This is a genomic window from Stenotrophomonas sp. STEN038 (genome assembly GCF_056759895.1).
On record NZ_JBRRDW010000003.1, the window covers coordinates 17,319 to 32,604 of the forward strand.

Consider the following 15,286-nt stretch of genomic DNA (forward strand, 5'->3'; position numbering starts at 1 on the left):
GTTGGGCTGGCGCTGAGCGCAGCTTGGTCAAAGAGGGGGCGATCAGGCGTTCAATGAAGCGTTGCGGTCAGCCGGCGCGTACGCCGAGTGCACCGAGTGCGATTGCGCGTTCTGCGGCAATTTCGATGGGGCGATCCACCAGTTTGCCGTCGAGCTGGATGGCTTCGCCGCCGCTTGCGGCCAGTGCGGCGATGACGCGCTGGGCGCGCTCGTACTCGCCTGCGGTTGGCAGGTAACGGTTTTGGATGGGATCGACCTGGGCCGGATGGATCGCTGCCTTGGCGGTGAAGCCGAGGTCGATCACGCGGTCGGTTTCATCAACCAGGCCTGCTTCGTCCTTGATGTCGAGGAAGGGCACATCGAGACAGCCGATTCCCGCCTCGGCGGCAATCGTTGCCAGCTGCACGCGCGGATGGAAGAAACTCTCCCAGCCGGCGCGGCCACGCAGCGCGACGATGTAATCGAAGCCACCAAACATCAGTGCCTGCAAACGCGGAGTTGCCGTCGCAAGCACGCGTGCATCCAGCAAGCCCTTCGGCGTTTCGATCTGTGCGATGAACACGGTGTCGATGGCAGCAAGCGCGTTGTCGGCTTGCTGAAGCTCGGCCACGGTTTCGACCTTTGGCAACATCACGAAGGCCGGATTCAAACCGGATGCCGCCAATGCTTTCAGATCCGCTTGGCCCAGCTCGGTGGACAAGGGATTGATGCGCAGGCCTATCTCACCACGGCTTTCTGGCTTGTCCGCAAGAAACGCGAACAGCGAAGCACGCGCACTTTCCTTGTCGCCCGGCGCAACCGCATCTTCCAGATCGATGCAGACCTGGTCGGCACCGGTGGCGACCGCCTTGGCATAGCGCTCCGGGCGCGAGCCCGGCACGAACAGCAGGCAACGACGCGGGTTGTTCAATGCAGCGCTCATGGTGCAGCCACCTGTGAAGCAAAGTGTTCGGCAATCTGACGACGGGTGGCGTACCAGGTACCCGGCTTCTGCGCGACATACTGCAGGAACTTCTCGAACGCACCGATGCGACCCGGGCGGCCGATGATGCGCAGGTGCAGGCCCAGCGACATCACTTTCGGTGCGTGCTCGCCTTCGGCGTACAGCGTGTCGAAGCTGTCGATGGCGTAGTCCAGCCAGTCCTTGGGCAGGTAGGACGGGGCAACCCACATCTTCATGTCATTGGTATCGAGCTGGTACGGCACCACGATCATTGGCTTGTCGCTGCCGTCGACGTCGCCCCAGAACGGCGCATCGGCCGAGTAGTCATCCATGTGGTACAGGAAGCCTTCTTCCTGCAGCAGGCGACGGGTTGATGCGGTATGCAGGTAGCGCGACAGCCAGCCAACCGGGCGTACGCCGGTGGTCTGTTCGATGCTGGCGGCGGCGTCGCGGATGAACTGGCGCTCCTGTTCCTCGTTGAAGCGGAACTGGTGGATCCAGCGGTGGCCGTGCGAACACACTTCGTGCCGGCTGCCACGCAGGTAGTCGGCGATTTCAGGCGCGCGCTCCAGCGACACCGCAGCAGCGGTATAGGTGCTGGTGACGTTGTACCTGTCCAGCAGCGCGGATACGCGCGCATGGCCTTCGTTGACGCCGTAGCGGTAGTTGGATTCGTTGCCGTAGTTGCGCACCGGCTTGGACAGGGTGACGTGCAGCTCGTCCACCGGCTCGGTGATCTTGTCACCCTGGCCCACGTTGTACTCGGACAGCTCTTCAACATTGACGACCACGGACAAGGCCAGGCGTGCGTTGTTGGGCCACTGGTAGGCGGGTTTGGACATGGTGGTCTCGGTGCGGTTGTTGGTTGCGTGGTGGGGTTGCTGCTTTGCTTCTACGCCGTCATTCCCGCGAAGGTGGGAATGACGACCTGATGATTGCTCGGTGATACCTCAATGGTTCTCCTCACCACCCGAAACATTGATTGCCTCACCAGTGATGTAAACCGCGTCGTCCGAGCACAAAAACGCCGTAGCAGCGGCCGTATCCGAAGGCAGACCCGCACGCCCCGCCGGAATGCGCGCACGCATGTCCGCCAGGTACTGCTCCACGCTCTTGCCCTGCTTTTCAGCGAAGTATTCGTTCTGCCAAGCGCCCAAGCCGGTGGTCACATGGTTCGGGCACACCGCATTGACGTTGATCCCATGCGCTCCCAACTCCAGCGCCGCGACCCGGGTCAGGCCGACCAGGCCGTGCTTGGACGAGCAATACGCCGCTGCATGCGGGAACGCCGACTTGGCCGCCTGCGAAGCGATGTTGACGATGCGGCCGCCACCCTGGGCAATCATCTGCCGGCCGGCATGCTTGATGGTCAGGAAAGCGCCGCGCAGGTTCACACCCAGCACCGCGTCCCATTCCTTGGCATCGATGTCGACCAGCGACTTCATCAGGTAACCGATGCCGGCGTTGTTGACCAGGATGTCGAGGCGGCCGAAGCGCTCGACCGTGGCCTTGACCACCGCCTCCACCTGCGCCTCTTCCAGCACATCCAGGGCCATCGCCACGCACTCGCCACCGCTGCTGGCAGCCAATTCGGCGGCAACCTGGGCCAGCTCCTCGTCGGTACCGACTGCAGTGACCGGCATCTCGGCGCCACGCACCTGGCCGATGTCGGTCAGCACCACCTTGCAGCCTTCCTGCAGCAGGCGCCGGGCAATGCCCTCGCCCAGGCCGGCGCGGCGACCAGCGCCGGTGATGAGTGCGACCTTGCCCTGCAATTCGGGGAAACGAGCCATGACCAATGTTCCTTGTGCGCTTACAGCGCGCTGGTGAGGATGAACAACGGATTGTCAGCGTATTGCTGGAACTGCGCTGCACCGGCCTGCACGGTCGGGTCGGCGAGGTCGGCGCCGAACGCGGCCATGTCCGGAATGCGCATCAGCTCGATGTAGTCGTACGGGGAGCTGCCTTCACCAATCAACAGACCGCTGGCCTTGAGTACCTCGAACTTCTCCACCGACGGCAGCGCGTTGACCACCGGCAGGTCGCTGGCACGCGCCCAGGCCTCGTACTCCTCACGGCTGACGCCGGCTTTGAGGTTGAACAGGACGATCACGGTTTGCATGGCTTCCTCCCGGGTAAAAGACTGTGGCACACTTTGTCCGGACAAAGTGTAGGCATGCCATTCGCTCCCGGTCAACGTCGGCGGCGGAAATCCCCCACCGGCGTATCTACCTGCCATAACCCAACTCTTGAGGTGCGTCGATGAAGTTGAAGCGTTATTACCCGTGGTTGATGGCGGTGATGGGGATGCTGGTGCTGCTGGTCTCCAACGGCCTGACCGTGACCGGCCTGACCGCTTTCGACGAATCCCTGCTCAAGGACTTCGGCTGGAGCCGCAGCGAGCTCAAGCTGCGCGACCTGATCACCCTGGTGCTGGCCGGCTGGATGGCGCCGTTCCTGGGTGCGCTGATCGACAAGGTCGGCCCGCGCAAACTGGTGCTGGCCGGCATCGCGCTGCTGGCGGCGCTGTACGCGGCCTATGCGCACATCCATTCGCTGGCCCACCTGTACTGGATCCACGTCGGCTTTGCCGCGGTGTTGGTCGCCGCCGGCCTGAATGTGGCGGTGATCTTCGTCTCGCAGTGGTTTGCCACCCATCGCGGCACTGCAATTGGTATTGCCCTGGTCGGCACTAGCCTCGGCGGCATGGTGTTTCCCAAGCTCGGCGTGCAGCTGATGCAGAGCATGGACTGGCGCACAACGCTGCTGTGGGAAGCCGCAATTCCATTGGCGTTCCTGATCCTGGCCTTCCTGTTCGTGCGCAGTCCGCGCCCGGGCGGCATCCAGCCCTGGGGCGCGGACACGCTGGCCGCCAAGGCCGCCGCCGGCAAGCCGGCCGCGTCCTCATTGCCGGACCTGAGCTACCAGCAGGCGATGCGCACCCGCACCTTCTGGATGCTGGCCTTCGTGGCGATGACGACGTTCTTCTCGATCATGGCGGTGGCCTCCAACCTGTTCCTGCACATGCGCGACCTCGGCTTTGAGCCGGCAACCGCTGGTAATGGCCTTGGCCTGATGTTCGGCCTGGCAATGGTGGGCAAGTTCATCTTCGGCTTCCTCGCCGATGTATTGCCGGCCAAGCGCGTGTTCCTGGTCAACCTGGCGATCATGGCGGCAGGTGCATTGATCCTGGCGACGATGCGCGCCGACCTGATCTGGTATTCGCTGGCCTTGTTCGGCCTGGGCTGGGGTGGCCTGTACACGATGATCCAGCTGCTGGCGGTCAATGCCTTCGGGCTGAGTTCGGCCGGCAAGATCCTCGGCACCATCACCCTGCTCGATGCGACCACCGCCGGCCTCGGCATCTGGGTGACGGCCAAGATCTTCGACATCACCAAGAGCTACCACATCGCTTTCAGCCTGATCTGCGCGCTGATCGTGCTGGCCCTGCTGGCCGCAACCCTGGTACGCGACGAACGCGCGCGCGCTTCGGCCGCCTGATCCCCACTACTGCAACGGAGAGAGCCCATGCCCGTGATGGAAACGTCCAACCTCACCGCCCGCCAGTACTGGGAGCAGGTCAAGGCCAACCCCAACCGCGCCAAGTTCGGCTTCGGCGCGCGCCCGGCCATCGTCAACATCGATGTGCAGCGCGCCTATACCGATCTGGCCGCGTTCAAGACCGCGTATGAGACCGACCCGCGCCAGATCGAGCACATCAATGCGCTGTCGGCGCAGGTGCGCGCGCTCGGCCTGCCGGTGGTGTGGACCTATGTGGCTTACCTGGAATCGGGCGAAGACGCCGGCACCTGGGGCACCCGCACCAACACGCCGGACTCACTGCAGAACATCAAGCACGGCTCCGAGCGCGCGCAGTTCGATCCACGCGCCGACGTGCAGCCCGGCGATATCGTCATGCACAAGCGCATGGCCAGCCCATTCTTCGAAACCAACCTGTGGTCGCTGCTGACCTTCCACAAGATCGACACGCTGATCATCACCGGCGGCTCGACCTCGGGCTGCATCCGCGCCTGCGTGATCGACAGCCTGTCGCGCGGCTACCGCAGCATCGTTCCGGAGGAATGCGTGGCAGACAAACACGAGATCCCGCACTTCGCCAACCTCAGCGACATCATGCTCAAGTACGGCGACGTGGAGCCGGTCGAGCACGTGGCCGCACAGCTGCAGGCGCTGCGCGCATGAACGCCACGACCAAGTCCGATCCGGGCCTGTTCGACTACTGGCCCTACGACAGCCGTCCGAAGATCGAATGGCCGGGCGGTGCCCGCGTGGCGCTGTGGATCGCGCCCAACATCGAGTTCTACGAGTACGCGCCGCCGGCCAACCCGCAGCGCAAACCATGGCCGCGTCCGCTGCCGGACATCCAGGGCTATGGCACGCGCGACTACGGCAACCGCGTCGGCCACCAGCGGATGATGCGGGTGATGGACCAGTACGGCCTGCGCGGCTCGGTATCGCTGTCCACGGCCATGCTCAAGCACCACCCGGAAGTGATCCAGATGGCGGCCGAGCGCAACTGGGAATTCTTCAGCCACGGCATCTACAACACCCGCTACACCTACGGCATGGACGAGGCGCAGGAGCGGGAGATGATCGCGCACTCGATGGCGCTGATCGCCGAGCACACCGGCCAGCACTGCGACGGCTACCTGGCACCGGCGCTGTCGCATTCGGACGCCACCATCGACCTGTTCGCCGAGGCCGGTGGCCTGTACACCTGCGACCTGTTCCACGATGACCAGCCAACACCGGTAAAGACCCGTTCGGGCAAGCGCTTCGTGTCGGTGCCGTACTCGCTCGAGCTCAACGACACCATCGTCTACGTCACCAACAAGATCGAGCCGCGCCGTTACGGGCAGATGATCAAGGACGCCTTCGACCGCCTGTACGCCGAAGGCGAGAACTCCGGCACGGTGATGTGCGTGCCGCTGCACGCCTACCAGGTCAGCCACCCGCACCGCTTGGCCGCTTTCCACGATGCGATGGACTACATCTGCAGCCACGACAAGGTGTGGAAGGCCACCGGCCGCGAGATCGCCCAGCACTATCTGGACAAGCATTACGACGATGCGCTGGCCTCGATGGCAGCGATCAACGCGGAGGACGCGGCATGAGCCTGGATCGCAGCTTCCTCGAATACCCGCGCCTGCGCCATGGCATGGACCATGACCGCTACAGCTGGTCGATGCTGGCGCAGCGCCCGGCCGTGCGCTGGCCCGGCGACAAGCCACTGGCGGTATGGATCAACCTGAGCCTGGAACACTTCCCGCTCAATCCCAAGGGTGAGGGCTTCAAGCCGAACGGTTCCATGGTCATGCCCTACCCGGACCTGCGCCATTACACGCTGCGCGACTACGGCAACCGGGTGGGCGTGTTCCGCGTACTGGATGCGCTGGAAAAGTACGGTCTGCGCGCCAGCACTGCGGTCAACGGCGAACTGGCCGAGCGCTACCCGGCCCTGCTGCGCCGGCTCAAGGCGCGCAGCGCCGAGCTGGTGGCGCACGGCTGGAACATGGACAGCGTGCACTACGGCGGGCTGGACCCGGCGCGCGAAGCTGAATACATCCAGCGCAGTTTGGCCGCGCTGGCCCCGTATTCGGACGGCCCCATCCAGGGCTGGTTGTCACCGGCCAGATCGCAGTCCGAGAACACCCCGGAACTGCTGCAACAGGCCGGTTTGCAGTGGTTTGGTGACTGGATCAACGACGAACTGCCCTACCCCTTCCAGACCGCCAACGGCCCCCTCACCGCACTGCCGTTGTCACTGGAATTGGAAGATCGCTTCATCGTCGGCGAAAATCTGCATGCCGAGGCCGAGTATGCGGACCAGATGGTCGATGCCTGCGATTTCCTGCTGGAGGAAGCGCAGCGCAGCGGACAGGGTCGCCTGCTCGCGCTCAACATCCATCCGTGGGTGATGGGCCAGCCGCACCGCATCAAGCACCTGGAACGCGTGTTCTCCCATCTGGCAGACAACGCAGGGCTGATCTGGAACGCTGCGCCTTCGCAGATCATCGCCGCCTCACGTTGAGGCGGCGGTTCCAGGCAACCGTCGTCGCCAGAAAACGCGCCGGCCTTTACCCAAGAGCCCTTGCATGAACACTGAAGCCAACACCGCCCTGCCGCCGCGCGAAGCGATGGAATTTGACGTCGTCATCGTCGGCGCCGGCCCTGCCGGTCTGGCCACTGCCATCCGCCTGCGTCAGCTCGCGGTGGAGAAGGGCCAGGAATTGTCGGTGTGCGTATTGGAGAAAGGCTCCGAGCCCGGCGCGCACATCCTGTCCGGTGCGGTGATGGACCCGCGCGCGCTCAACGAGCTGTTCCCGGACTGGAAGGAACGCGGTGCGCCGCTGCGGCAGGCCGTCACCCGCGATGAATTCCTGTTCTTGAATGAAACCGGCGCCAAGAGCACCCCGCACGCCCTGCTGCCGGAATGCTTCCACAACGATGGCAGCTACATCATCAGCCTGGGCGAAGTCAGCCGCTGGCTGGCGCAGCAGGCCGAAGCGCTGGAAGTGTCGATCTTCCCGGGCTTTGCCGCCGCCGAAGTGCTGTACGACGAGAACGGCGCGGTGATGGGCGTGGCCACCGGCGACATGGGCATCCACAAGGATGGCACGCCGGGCCCGAACTACGAGCGCGGCATGGAACTGCATGCCAAGTACACGATCTTCGCCGAAGGCTCGCGTGGCCACCTCGGCCGCCAGCTGATCAGCAGGTTCAAGCTCGACGCCGGCAAGGACCCGCAGGCCTATGGCCTGGGCATCAAGGAACTGTGGCAGATCGATCCGGCCAAGCATGAGCCGGGCCTGGTGGTGCACGCCGCTGGCTGGCCGCTGGACAACGATACCTACGGCGGTGCCTTCCTGTACCACGCCGAAGGCGGCAAGGTTTCGATCGGCTATGTGGTCGGCCTGGACTACAAGAACCCGTGGCTGAGCCCGTTCGAGGAATTCCAGCGCTTCAAGACCCACCCGGCGATCCGCAAGCACCTGGAAGGCGGCAAGCGCATTGCCTACGGCGCACGTGCGATCACCGCCGGCGGCATCCTGTCGCTGCCCAAGACCGTGTTCCCGGGTGGCGCGCTGGTCGGCTGCGAAGCCGGCTACCTCAACGTCAGCCGCATCAAGGGCAGCCACGCCGCAATCAAGACCGGCATGCTGGCCGCCGAGGCCGCGTTCGATGCGCTGGTCGCCGGCCGCTCGCGCGATGAGCTGACGGCATATCCGGAAGCCTTCGAAAACAGCTGGCTGAAGGCCGAGCTGATGCAGGCCAAGAACTTCAAGCAGTGGTTCAAGAAGGGCCGCACCCTGGCCACACTGATGACCGGCATCGAACAGTGGCTGCTGCCCAAGCTGGGCATCCGCAATGCGCCGTGGACCATCCACCGCACCAAGGCCGACCACGAGTGCCTGGAGCCGGCCGCCAGCCAGCCGAAGATCAACTATCCCAAGCCGGACAACGTGCTGACCTTTGATCGCCTGAGCTCGGTGTTCCTGTCCTCGACCAACCACGAAGAAGACCAGCCCAGCCATCTGACCTTGAAGGACGCCAGCGTACCGGTGAACGTCAACCTGGCCACCTATGGCGGCCCGGAAGCGCGTTACTGCCCGGCTGGCGTCTACGAGTTCGTCGGCGAAGGCAGCGATACCCGCCTGCAGATCAACGCGCAGAACTGCGTGCACTGCAAGACCTGCGACATCAAGGACCCGACCCAGAACATCGTGTGGGTGACCCCGCAGGGTGGTGGCGGACCGAACTATCCGGCGATGTAAACGTCGCCATCAACCCACAGGAGTTTTGATGAGCATTGTCAGTCCAGGCGCCCGCTTCCGCGAAGCGCTAAAGCAGGAAAGCCCGTTGCAGATCCCCGGTGCGATCAACGCCAACCATGCGTTGCTGGCCAAGCGGGCGGGCTTCCGCGCTGTCTACCTGTCCGGTGGCGGCGTCGCCGCCGGCTCGCTGGGCCTGCCGGACCTGGGCATCAACACCATGGACGACGTGCTCACCGACATCCGCCGCATCACCGACGTCTGCGATCTGCCGCTGCTGTCGGACATCGACACCGGCTTCGGCCCGAGCGCGTTCAACATCGCGCGCACGGTGAAGTCGCTGATCAAGGCCGGTGCGGCGGCCTGCCATATCGAAGACCAGGTCGGCGCCAAGCGTTGTGGCCACCGCCCGAACAAGGAAATCGTGTCGCTGGGCGAGATGATGGACCGGGTCAAGGCCGCCGCCGATGCCAAGACCGATGCGGATTTCTTTTTGATCGCGCGTACCGATGCGATCCAGATGGAAGGCGTGGACGCAGCGATCGAGCGTTCGCTGGCCTGCGTGGAAGCCGGTGCCGATGGCATCTTTGCCGAAGCCTCGTATGACCTTGAGACGTACAAGCGCTTTGTTGATGCGGTGAAGGTGCCGGTGCTGGCCAACCTCACCGAGTTCGGGCAGACGCCGCTGTTCTCCACGGAAGAGCTGGGTTCGGTGGGCGTTGCGATGTGCATCTACCCGCTGTCGGCGTTCCGCGCGATGAACAAGGCCGCGGAGAACGTGTATACCGCGATCCGCCGCGATGGCCACCAGCGCAATGTGGTGGACACCATGCAGACCCGCGAGGAGCTGTATGAGCGGATCGGGTATCACACCTTTGAGCAGAGTCTGGATAGGACGTTTGCTGGGAAGAAGTGAGGGTTGGGGTTCAGGGTTTAGACATTGGAAGCTTGAAAGCTTGAAATGCTAAGAGCTTAAAAGCCGCCCTCACCCCTACCCCTCTCCCGCATGCGGGAGAGGGGCTACTTCGACGACATTTTGCTTGGGCCGGCATCGCTGGCTTCGGCGCACTTCGCGAACTCTGTCCGGAGCCGGAGACCCACAGCTCAAGCAATGCTCTGAAGCATCCCTTCTCCCGCTTGCGGGACGACAACCCGGCAGGATTGCCGAGTTGCACGGCGAAGCCGCCCGAAGGGTGAGGCACATGAATGTGCCGAATGCAGGTGCCCAACGGGCGGATGAGGGCATTCTTGCTTGAGCCTTTGCTTCCACTCCCAGCGCCAGCCATCATTGCCAACGCCGCACCACCACGGCCGCCATCGCAATGAGAAAGCAATGCCCCGCCTGTCACTAATCGCCCTTGCCTGCCTGATGCTCAGCGCCTGCGGCCAGCGCGATGCCTTCAACCACAGCGCAAGCGCTGATCCGCATCAACGTGAACTCGAACGCGCCTTCGCCATCTGTGCCGGTTGCCACGATACCCGCGCCAACCTCGGCCACCGCGTCGGTCCCAACCTGCATGGCGTGATTGGCCGCAAGGCCGGCACCGCTACCGGCTACAACTACTCCGACGCCATGAAGGCCAGCGGAATCACCTGGGATGCGCAGACCCTGGATGCCTTCATCAAATCACCGACCAAACAGGTGCCCGGCAGCAAGATGGTCAACGCCACCGCCGACCCGGCGCGTCGCCAGGCCGTGATCGAATTCCTGTCAACACTACCCGAATAGGCAACGCATCAATCCAGCGTCTGTACGCCGCCACCATTGACGAACAAAGTCTGGCCGCTGACCCAGTTGGAGATCGGCGCAGCAAAGTACAGCACCGCACCCGCAATATCATCGGCTTCACCCAGCCGCTTGATCGGCGTATGCGACAGCATCCGCTCCTCGATCTCCGGCGTCAGCACCGTCGCCAAGGCATCGGTGCGCACCGCCCCCGGCCCCACCGCATTGACCCGGATCCCCGCAGGGCCATAGTCGTGCGCCAGGTTCGCAGTCATATGGTTGATTGCCGCTTTAGACGCAGCATAGGCACTGATCGCTGGGCTCCTGTTGATCGAGCTCATCGACGACATGTTGATGATCGAGCCGTAGCCGGCTTTCTTCATGTGCGGCGCGCACAGCTGCGACAAGCGCCAGGCACTGAACACGTTGATCTGGAACGGCCGCTCGAACTGCTGCAGGGTGATCTCGAACGGGCTCTCGCGGCCAGCACCACCGCCACCGGCATTGTTGACCAGGATGTGGATGCCGCCAAGTTCAGCAGCCGTGCGTTCGACCACGCGCACCAGATCTTCGTCCTTGAGAACATTGCACTCCAAGGCCAAGGCCTTGCCACCGGCCTCGATGATCTCCGCAGCCACTTTCTCGGCCGCCGCCAGCTTTAGATCAGCGATGGTCACGGCCGCGCCGTAGGCGGCCAGCATCAGGGAACTGGCGCGGCCGATGCCATTGCCACCGCCGGTGACGATGGCCACTTTGCCAGTGAGATCGAAATGCGCTTGCGGGATCATGGTTGCGTGCTCCTGTCCGGGCGATTCATCGACCCGGACACCATACACCCCGCTACCAGAAGCGGGGTGATGTGCCGCCTTTCCGCAGGTGCTGCCGGCACCCTGCAGGCTTACTGCCCGATGTTCTTCGCCAGAAATGCTTCCAGCGCACGATAGAACGCCGCGCTGTTGTCGTCGTTGTAGAAACCATGGCCTTCCCCCGCCACCGCCATCCACTCGGGCGGCTTGCCAGCGGAGACCAGCGCCGCGCGCATTGCATTTGCCTGGGCGATTGGCGTGCGTTCATCACGCTCGCCATGGGCAAGGAACACCGGTGCCTTGATGCTGGACGCCAGCGTGGTCGGTGAATTGCCCGCCAACTCCTCGTCGTTGCGTCCGATCACCCGGGTCAGGTAGTTCCGGCCATAAGCGTTGTCCTTTATGTCGCCCTTCTTGTACATCATCTTCAGGTCGTAGACACCGGCAAGGCCCACCGCACAGCGGATGAGCTCGGGCTGCCGCGCGGCCAGCATCATCGCCGAGTACGCACCGAAGCTCGCGCCATAGCTGCATACACGCGAGGTATCGGCCAGGCCCAGGGTTGCCGCATGGTTCAAGCCATCCAGCACGTCCTGCTGGATGCGCGTTCCCCACTGCAGGTAACCAAACTCTTCGAATGCGTGGCCGCGGCCACCACTGCCGCGGTAGTTGACCTGTACCACCAGATAGCCGCGATTTGCCAGGAACTGCGCGTCGTTGTCGTAGAACCAGTCATCGCTTACACCGTGCGGGCCACCGTGCGGCAGCAGCACGGTCGGCAATCGACGGCCCTCGCTGTTGCGTGGGATGGTCAGGATCACCTCCAGCTCTGTTCCGTCGCCGGCCTTGAAACGTACCGGGCGGCGTTCGGCCATCAGCGCCGGATCGATTCCATCGCGGGGTGACAACACCTTTTCCAGCTTGTTGGTCGCGCGCCGGAAGACATACCAGCCGCCAGGGTCACGGTCACTGGCCAGATGCACCAGGATCGTCTGGCCGTCGCGGCTCACGTCATCAAAGGTCACGTGCTGTGTCGGTAGCAGGTCTGCCAAAGCCTTGTGCAGTTCCGCCTCCGGCTTGCCCGGATCGAAATACTGCAGCTGCGGGCGCCCCGCCACCGGCGAGGCAGCAAACGGTATCGCCGGATCGCGCGTCCATTGCGACAAACCGACGTTGCTGAAGCCATCCGCGACCAGGGTGTCCCGGTCACTACCGTCCGCAGCGCTGGATACCAGTGATACCGGCCCGTCGTTGCGACTGAAGCGCCCATACACACGCTGGTTGTCGGCCGAGAACGCATAGGGCGTCCAGACGCCCCCGACGTTTTCCTGTAGGACCGGCTGCCAACGCTGCCCGTCCCCGGAGGCGTACAGCAGGTAGTTGTCGTCATCGTCGCGCCCCCATGCGTAGCGCGCTACGCCATTGCGGTCGATCACGAACTCCAGGCTCGGCACATTGATGCTGGCAATCAACTTGAAGTTGGGACGTGGTCCCGCATCCACCAGGTACAACATCGAGTTGGTGGGGTTGCGCTTGAGCTGACGCATGTAGAAGCGGTCATCATTGCCCTGGGCCACGCCCTCGATGAAACCGAAGCCACGGTCCAGGCCCGCAGCGGCATTCTGCTGCTCGTAGCCGTAGATATAGCGCTGGTTCTGTCCGTCGAAATCGCTGGCGACGATCTCGCCCATCGGTAGCGGCTTTTCAAGCGAACCGTACTTACGCCCTTTGGCGATAACCAGCCGTTTGTCGCTCACCCAGATGATCTGGTACGGGCTTTCAAAGCGTGGCAGCCGCAGCACCGCCATGCGCTGCATGTCGCTCAGGCGCAATATCTGCACCGCGTGGTTGCCTTCACCAAAGTCGGTGCCCATTGCCAGGTATTCGCCACTCGGCGACAGCGTCGGCATCGAGAACGGGCTGGCCTTGGCAAACACCTCCACCGGTACCGGTTGCGCCGCTGCCGGCCACGCTAGGCAGGCCAACAGCAACATGGATCGGAACATCGCTTTCCCTGCTTTTCCCATGACGCGTTCCCCAACGGTCGTATTCCTGAATGCGAGCCTATGTCATTTCTTCATCGACTAGAAGACTGCATCTGAGGGAGATGCAACAACCGCGAACTTGGGCAGGCGCACGCCATGCAACCTTGCAGCTTTTCTTCGTGCCGGCATTCTGATATTTATTTGTCCGGACAAATACCGAGCCTGTTACATGGACGGCAAACGGGCCGCACCCGCCCAGCCGACGCCACCTCCTTCCAGCTGCCCGCTGTCCTCCCACCCTTCTGGTTTCCTGCAAGGTCCCGCCATGCGCTCCATGTTGATCATCGTCGCCTTATTGCTCGTCATTGGCTGCAGCAAACAACGCGAGCCGGTCGCCGCCAGTGCCTCAACTGCAGCTCCTACCGCGGCCGAAGCAAAGACAGCGCCCGCCGCGACCACCACCGCAATCAGCGGCGAACAGGCGTTTGCGATGTGCGCGACCTGTCACAGCCGCGATGCCGGTGCAGCGCAAAGGATGGGGCCGAACCTGCACCGCCTGCTCGGACGCAAGGCCGGGAGCAATCCCGGCTTTGACTACTCGTCTGCCTTGCGTGCCAGTGACATCACCTGGGACGCCGCACAGCTGGATGCCTATCTGGCAGCACCGTCGAAGCGGGTGCCTGGTACACGCATGGTCATCGCCGTGCCCGATGCGGCCCGCCGGCAGGCACTGATCGAGTATCTGTCGGCACCCTGACCTTGTTCCCGTCAGCACGGCAGCAGAACCACCACCGATGGCGACCCTACGCAGCAACGAGGAGTGACATGAACCTTCAGTTCGAGCGCTTCACCCTGTTCTGCCGCGACCTGGAGGCTTCGCTGCGGTTCTACCGCGACACCTTGGGCTTGGTGGTGGTCGAGGAAAAGATACTGGAAGGACCGATGGCCGGCGGACTGCTGCAGCTGCCTGCTTGCCGCATCCGAATCGCAATGCTCGCGGCCGGTACGGAAGCGGCGGTCATCGTCGGTCTGTTCGAGATCAGCCAGACCGCGCTTAACTCGCTTGCACCGCCGCTGGGCAAACCTGCCCACGGACAGGCTGCGCTGGTGCTGTCCACTGATCGCTTCGATGCGCTGCATTGCGCGCTGGGCGCAGCCGGCTACCGCTTCCTGACGCCGCCGCTTGCCTATCCCAAGCGGACCGCTGGCGCCCGCTCGCCGGCCGGTTTGTACCGCGAAATGATCGTCTACGACCCGGACCACGTGCCGGTGAGCATCCTGCAGATTGAACCGTTCCCCGAGGAGACCACGGCATGACCGGTATCGCCCGTTCCATCACCGGCAGCATCCAGTACACCAGCAACCAAAGCCACCGGCAGGGTGCCGAACGCGGCCGCGAAAGCTTCCGCCTGGACGTGCACCGCGACGGCTCGCGCGTGCTGGCCGCGCACTGCGAGATCGACGATGCGCCCGCCGTCGTGCGCGACGTCAACCTGCGCGTGGATTCCAGCAACATGCCACAGGAGTGCTTCGTGCGCATCGCCGTTGGCGGCCAGTTCCGCGGCTCGGGTTGGTTCACCTTCAACGCCAACGAGGCCCAGTGCGAATCCGCCACCACAGTGGAGGGGCGCATCTGTCAGCGCTTCCCGCTGCAGTCGCCGCTGCGGGCCTTCGGCAACCACGCCATCATCAACGATGCCTATGCGATGTCGCTCTACGATCTGGCGCAGGGGCCTGGCAAGCAGCACTTCTTCATGCTGCTATCCTCGCCGGACCATCGTGGCGCGACCGGTCCAATGATCTACCCGGTGCAACTGGCCATTGAATACATCGGCGAGGAAGAGATCGACGTCATCGCCGGCCGCTTCAAGGCGCGACACTTCCGCATCCTCGATGTCGGCATGCCCGAAGAACACCCTGACTACGATCTGTGGGTGAGCGCCGATGAGCACTACATCCTGTTGCGCGCCAGCGTCACCGGCTACATGCAGACCGCCTACGAGCTGAGCAGCTATCACCTGCAGGAGCACTGA

The 15,286-nt window shown here is 63.7% G+C and carries 16 protein-coding genes; 10 read left to right on the forward strand and 6 right to left on the reverse strand.

The genetic code is table 11. From position 1 onward, the window contains the following. Nucleotides 1-67 precede the first annotated feature (67 nt). From ACVOLS_RS01740 to ACVOLS_RS01755, 4 genes are all read right to left on the reverse strand, one after another. Nucleotides 68-922 (reverse strand): HpcH/HpaI aldolase/citrate lyase family protein, encoded by an 855-nt coding sequence (locus ACVOLS_RS01740; RefSeq protein ID WP_481544205.1) that lies wholly within the window; start codon nt 920-922, stop codon nt 68-70. Then, entirely contained in the window at nt 919-1,785 is an 867-nt protein-coding gene (locus ACVOLS_RS01745) for a polysaccharide deacetylase family protein (protein ID WP_481544206.1), read from the reverse strand. The genes ACVOLS_RS01740 and ACVOLS_RS01745 overlap by 4 nt, the downstream gene beginning before the upstream one ends. 108 nt (nt 1,786-1,893) lie before the next feature. Beyond that, entirely contained in the window at nt 1,894-2,736 is an 843-nt protein-coding gene (locus ACVOLS_RS01750) for an SDR family NAD(P)-dependent oxidoreductase (RefSeq protein WP_303747968.1), read from the reverse strand. Between the two features lie 20 nt (nt 2,737-2,756). Further along, nucleotides 2,757-3,065: a hypothetical protein gene (locus ACVOLS_RS01755; protein WP_296246630.1), complete on the reverse strand. Its 309-nt coding sequence runs from the start codon at nt 3,063-3,065 to the stop codon at nt 2,757-2,759. A 140-nt stretch (nt 3,066-3,205) separates the two neighbouring features. Here ACVOLS_RS01755 and ACVOLS_RS01760 point away from each other — a divergent pair, with 140 nt between their 5' ends. From ACVOLS_RS01760 to ACVOLS_RS01790, 7 genes are all read left to right on the forward strand, one after another. Further along, complete coding sequence (locus ACVOLS_RS01760; protein ID WP_481544207.1) at nt 3,206-4,444, forward strand: MFS transporter; 1,239 nt, start codon at nt 3,206-3,208, stop codon at nt 4,442-4,444. A gap of 27 nt (nt 4,445-4,471) precedes the next feature. Then, the gene (locus tag ACVOLS_RS01765) at nt 4,472-5,146 is read left to right on the forward strand and encodes an isochorismatase family protein (protein WP_303747971.1); all 675 of its coding nucleotides are present in this window, start codon (nt 4,472-4,474) and stop codon (nt 5,144-5,146) included. Then, a complete protein-coding gene (locus ACVOLS_RS01770) occupies nt 5,143-6,078 on the forward strand; it encodes a polysaccharide deacetylase family protein (RefSeq protein ID WP_481544208.1) in 936 nt (311 codons plus the stop codon). Before ACVOLS_RS01765 ends, ACVOLS_RS01770 begins: the two co-directional genes overlap by 4 nt. Continuing rightward, nucleotides 6,075-6,995 (forward strand): polysaccharide deacetylase family protein, encoded by a 921-nt coding sequence (locus ACVOLS_RS01775; protein ID WP_481544209.1) that lies wholly within the window; start codon nt 6,075-6,077, stop codon nt 6,993-6,995. Before ACVOLS_RS01770 ends, ACVOLS_RS01775 begins: the two co-directional genes overlap by 4 nt. 64 nt (nt 6,996-7,059) lie before the next feature. Then, a complete protein-coding gene (locus ACVOLS_RS01780; RefSeq protein ID WP_481544210.1) occupies nt 7,060-8,739 on the forward strand; it encodes an electron transfer flavoprotein-ubiquinone oxidoreductase in 1,680 nt (559 codons plus the stop codon). Between the two features lie 28 nt (nt 8,740-8,767). Further along, nucleotides 8,768-9,652 (forward strand): methylisocitrate lyase, encoded by an 885-nt coding sequence (gene prpB / locus ACVOLS_RS01785; protein ID WP_481544211.1) that lies wholly within the window; start codon nt 8,768-8,770, stop codon nt 9,650-9,652. Nucleotides 9,653-10,069: 417 nt separating this feature from the next. Beyond that, nucleotides 10,070-10,465, forward strand: a complete 396-nt coding sequence (locus ACVOLS_RS01790) for a c-type cytochrome (RefSeq protein ID WP_481544212.1) — start codon at nt 10,070-10,072, stop codon at nt 10,463-10,465. An 8-nt stretch (nt 10,466-10,473) separates the two neighbouring features. Here the strand turns inward: ACVOLS_RS01790 and ACVOLS_RS01795 are convergent, their stop codons facing one another. Next, nucleotides 10,474-11,250 carry a glucose 1-dehydrogenase gene (locus tag ACVOLS_RS01795; protein ID WP_481544213.1) on the reverse strand — a complete coding sequence of 259 codons (777 nt, stop codon included), beginning with the start codon at nt 11,248-11,250 and terminating at the stop codon, nt 10,474-10,476. Nucleotides 11,251-11,360: 110 nt separating this feature from the next. Further along, a complete protein-coding gene (locus tag ACVOLS_RS01800) occupies nt 11,361-13,274 on the reverse strand; it encodes an alpha/beta hydrolase family protein (protein WP_481544214.1) in 1,914 nt (637 codons plus the stop codon). A 304-nt stretch (nt 13,275-13,578) separates the two neighbouring features. Between ACVOLS_RS01800 and ACVOLS_RS01805 the strand changes: the two genes are divergently transcribed. The 3 genes from ACVOLS_RS01805 to ACVOLS_RS01815 all read left to right on the forward strand — a co-directional run bounded on the left by ACVOLS_RS01805 (nt 13,579) and on the right by ACVOLS_RS01815 (nt 15,286). Continuing rightward, complete coding sequence (locus ACVOLS_RS01805; protein WP_481544215.1) at nt 13,579-14,010, forward strand: c-type cytochrome; 432 nt, start codon at nt 13,579-13,581, stop codon at nt 14,008-14,010. Nucleotides 14,011-14,078: 68 nt separating this feature from the next. After that, nucleotides 14,079-14,570, forward strand: coding sequence for a VOC family protein (locus ACVOLS_RS01810; RefSeq protein ID WP_481544216.1), 492 nt, complete (start codon nt 14,079-14,081; stop codon nt 14,568-14,570). Next, complete coding sequence (locus ACVOLS_RS01815) at nt 14,567-15,286, forward strand: hypothetical protein (protein ID WP_481544217.1); 720 nt, start codon at nt 14,567-14,569, stop codon at nt 15,284-15,286. Before ACVOLS_RS01810 ends, ACVOLS_RS01815 begins: the two co-directional genes overlap by 4 nt.

Excerpts from the sequence above, each read along its gene's own strand:
- ACVOLS_RS01740 (WP_481544205.1), bottom strand. The coding sequence starts at position 922 with ATGAGCGCTGCATTGAACAACCCGCGTCGTTGCCTGCTGTTCGTGCCG.
- prpB (WP_481544211.1), top strand. The coding sequence starts at position 8,768 with ATGAGCATTGTCAGTCCAGGCGCCCGCTTCCGCGAAGCGCTAAAGCAG.
- ACVOLS_RS01750 (WP_303747968.1), bottom strand. The coding sequence starts at position 2,736 with ATGGCTCGTTTCCCCGAATTGCAGGGCAAGGTCGCACTCATCACCGGC.
- ACVOLS_RS01775 (WP_481544209.1), top strand. The coding sequence starts at position 6,075 with ATGAGCCTGGATCGCAGCTTCCTCGAATACCCGCGCCTGCGCCATGGC.
- ACVOLS_RS01795 (WP_481544213.1), bottom strand. The coding sequence starts at position 11,250 with ATGATCCCGCAAGCGCATTTCGATCTCACTGGCAAAGTGGCCATCGTC.
- ACVOLS_RS01800 (WP_481544214.1), bottom strand. The coding sequence starts at position 13,274 with ATGTTCCGATCCATGTTGCTGTTGGCCTGCCTAGCGTGGCCGGCAGCG.
- ACVOLS_RS01815 (WP_481544217.1), top strand. The coding sequence starts at position 14,567 with ATGACCGGTATCGCCCGTTCCATCACCGGCAGCATCCAGTACACCAGC.
- ACVOLS_RS01755 (WP_296246630.1), bottom strand. The coding sequence starts at position 3,065 with ATGCAAACCGTGATCGTCCTGTTCAACCTCAAAGCCGGCGTCAGCCGT.
- ACVOLS_RS01810 (WP_481544216.1), top strand. The coding sequence starts at position 14,079 with ATGAACCTTCAGTTCGAGCGCTTCACCCTGTTCTGCCGCGACCTGGAG.
- ACVOLS_RS01780 (WP_481544210.1), top strand. The coding sequence starts at position 7,060 with ATGAACACTGAAGCCAACACCGCCCTGCCGCCGCGCGAAGCGATGGAA.
- ACVOLS_RS01765 (WP_303747971.1), top strand. The coding sequence starts at position 4,472 with ATGCCCGTGATGGAAACGTCCAACCTCACCGCCCGCCAGTACTGGGAG.
- ACVOLS_RS01770 (WP_481544208.1), top strand. The coding sequence starts at position 5,143 with ATGAACGCCACGACCAAGTCCGATCCGGGCCTGTTCGACTACTGGCCC.
- ACVOLS_RS01790 (WP_481544212.1), top strand. The coding sequence starts at position 10,070 with ATGCCCCGCCTGTCACTAATCGCCCTTGCCTGCCTGATGCTCAGCGCC.
- ACVOLS_RS01805 (WP_481544215.1), top strand. The coding sequence starts at position 13,579 with ATGCGCTCCATGTTGATCATCGTCGCCTTATTGCTCGTCATTGGCTGC.
- ACVOLS_RS01760 (WP_481544207.1), top strand. The coding sequence starts at position 3,206 with ATGAAGTTGAAGCGTTATTACCCGTGGTTGATGGCGGTGATGGGGATG.
- ACVOLS_RS01745 (WP_481544206.1), bottom strand. The coding sequence starts at position 1,785 with ATGTCCAAACCCGCCTACCAGTGGCCCAACAACGCACGCCTGGCCTTG.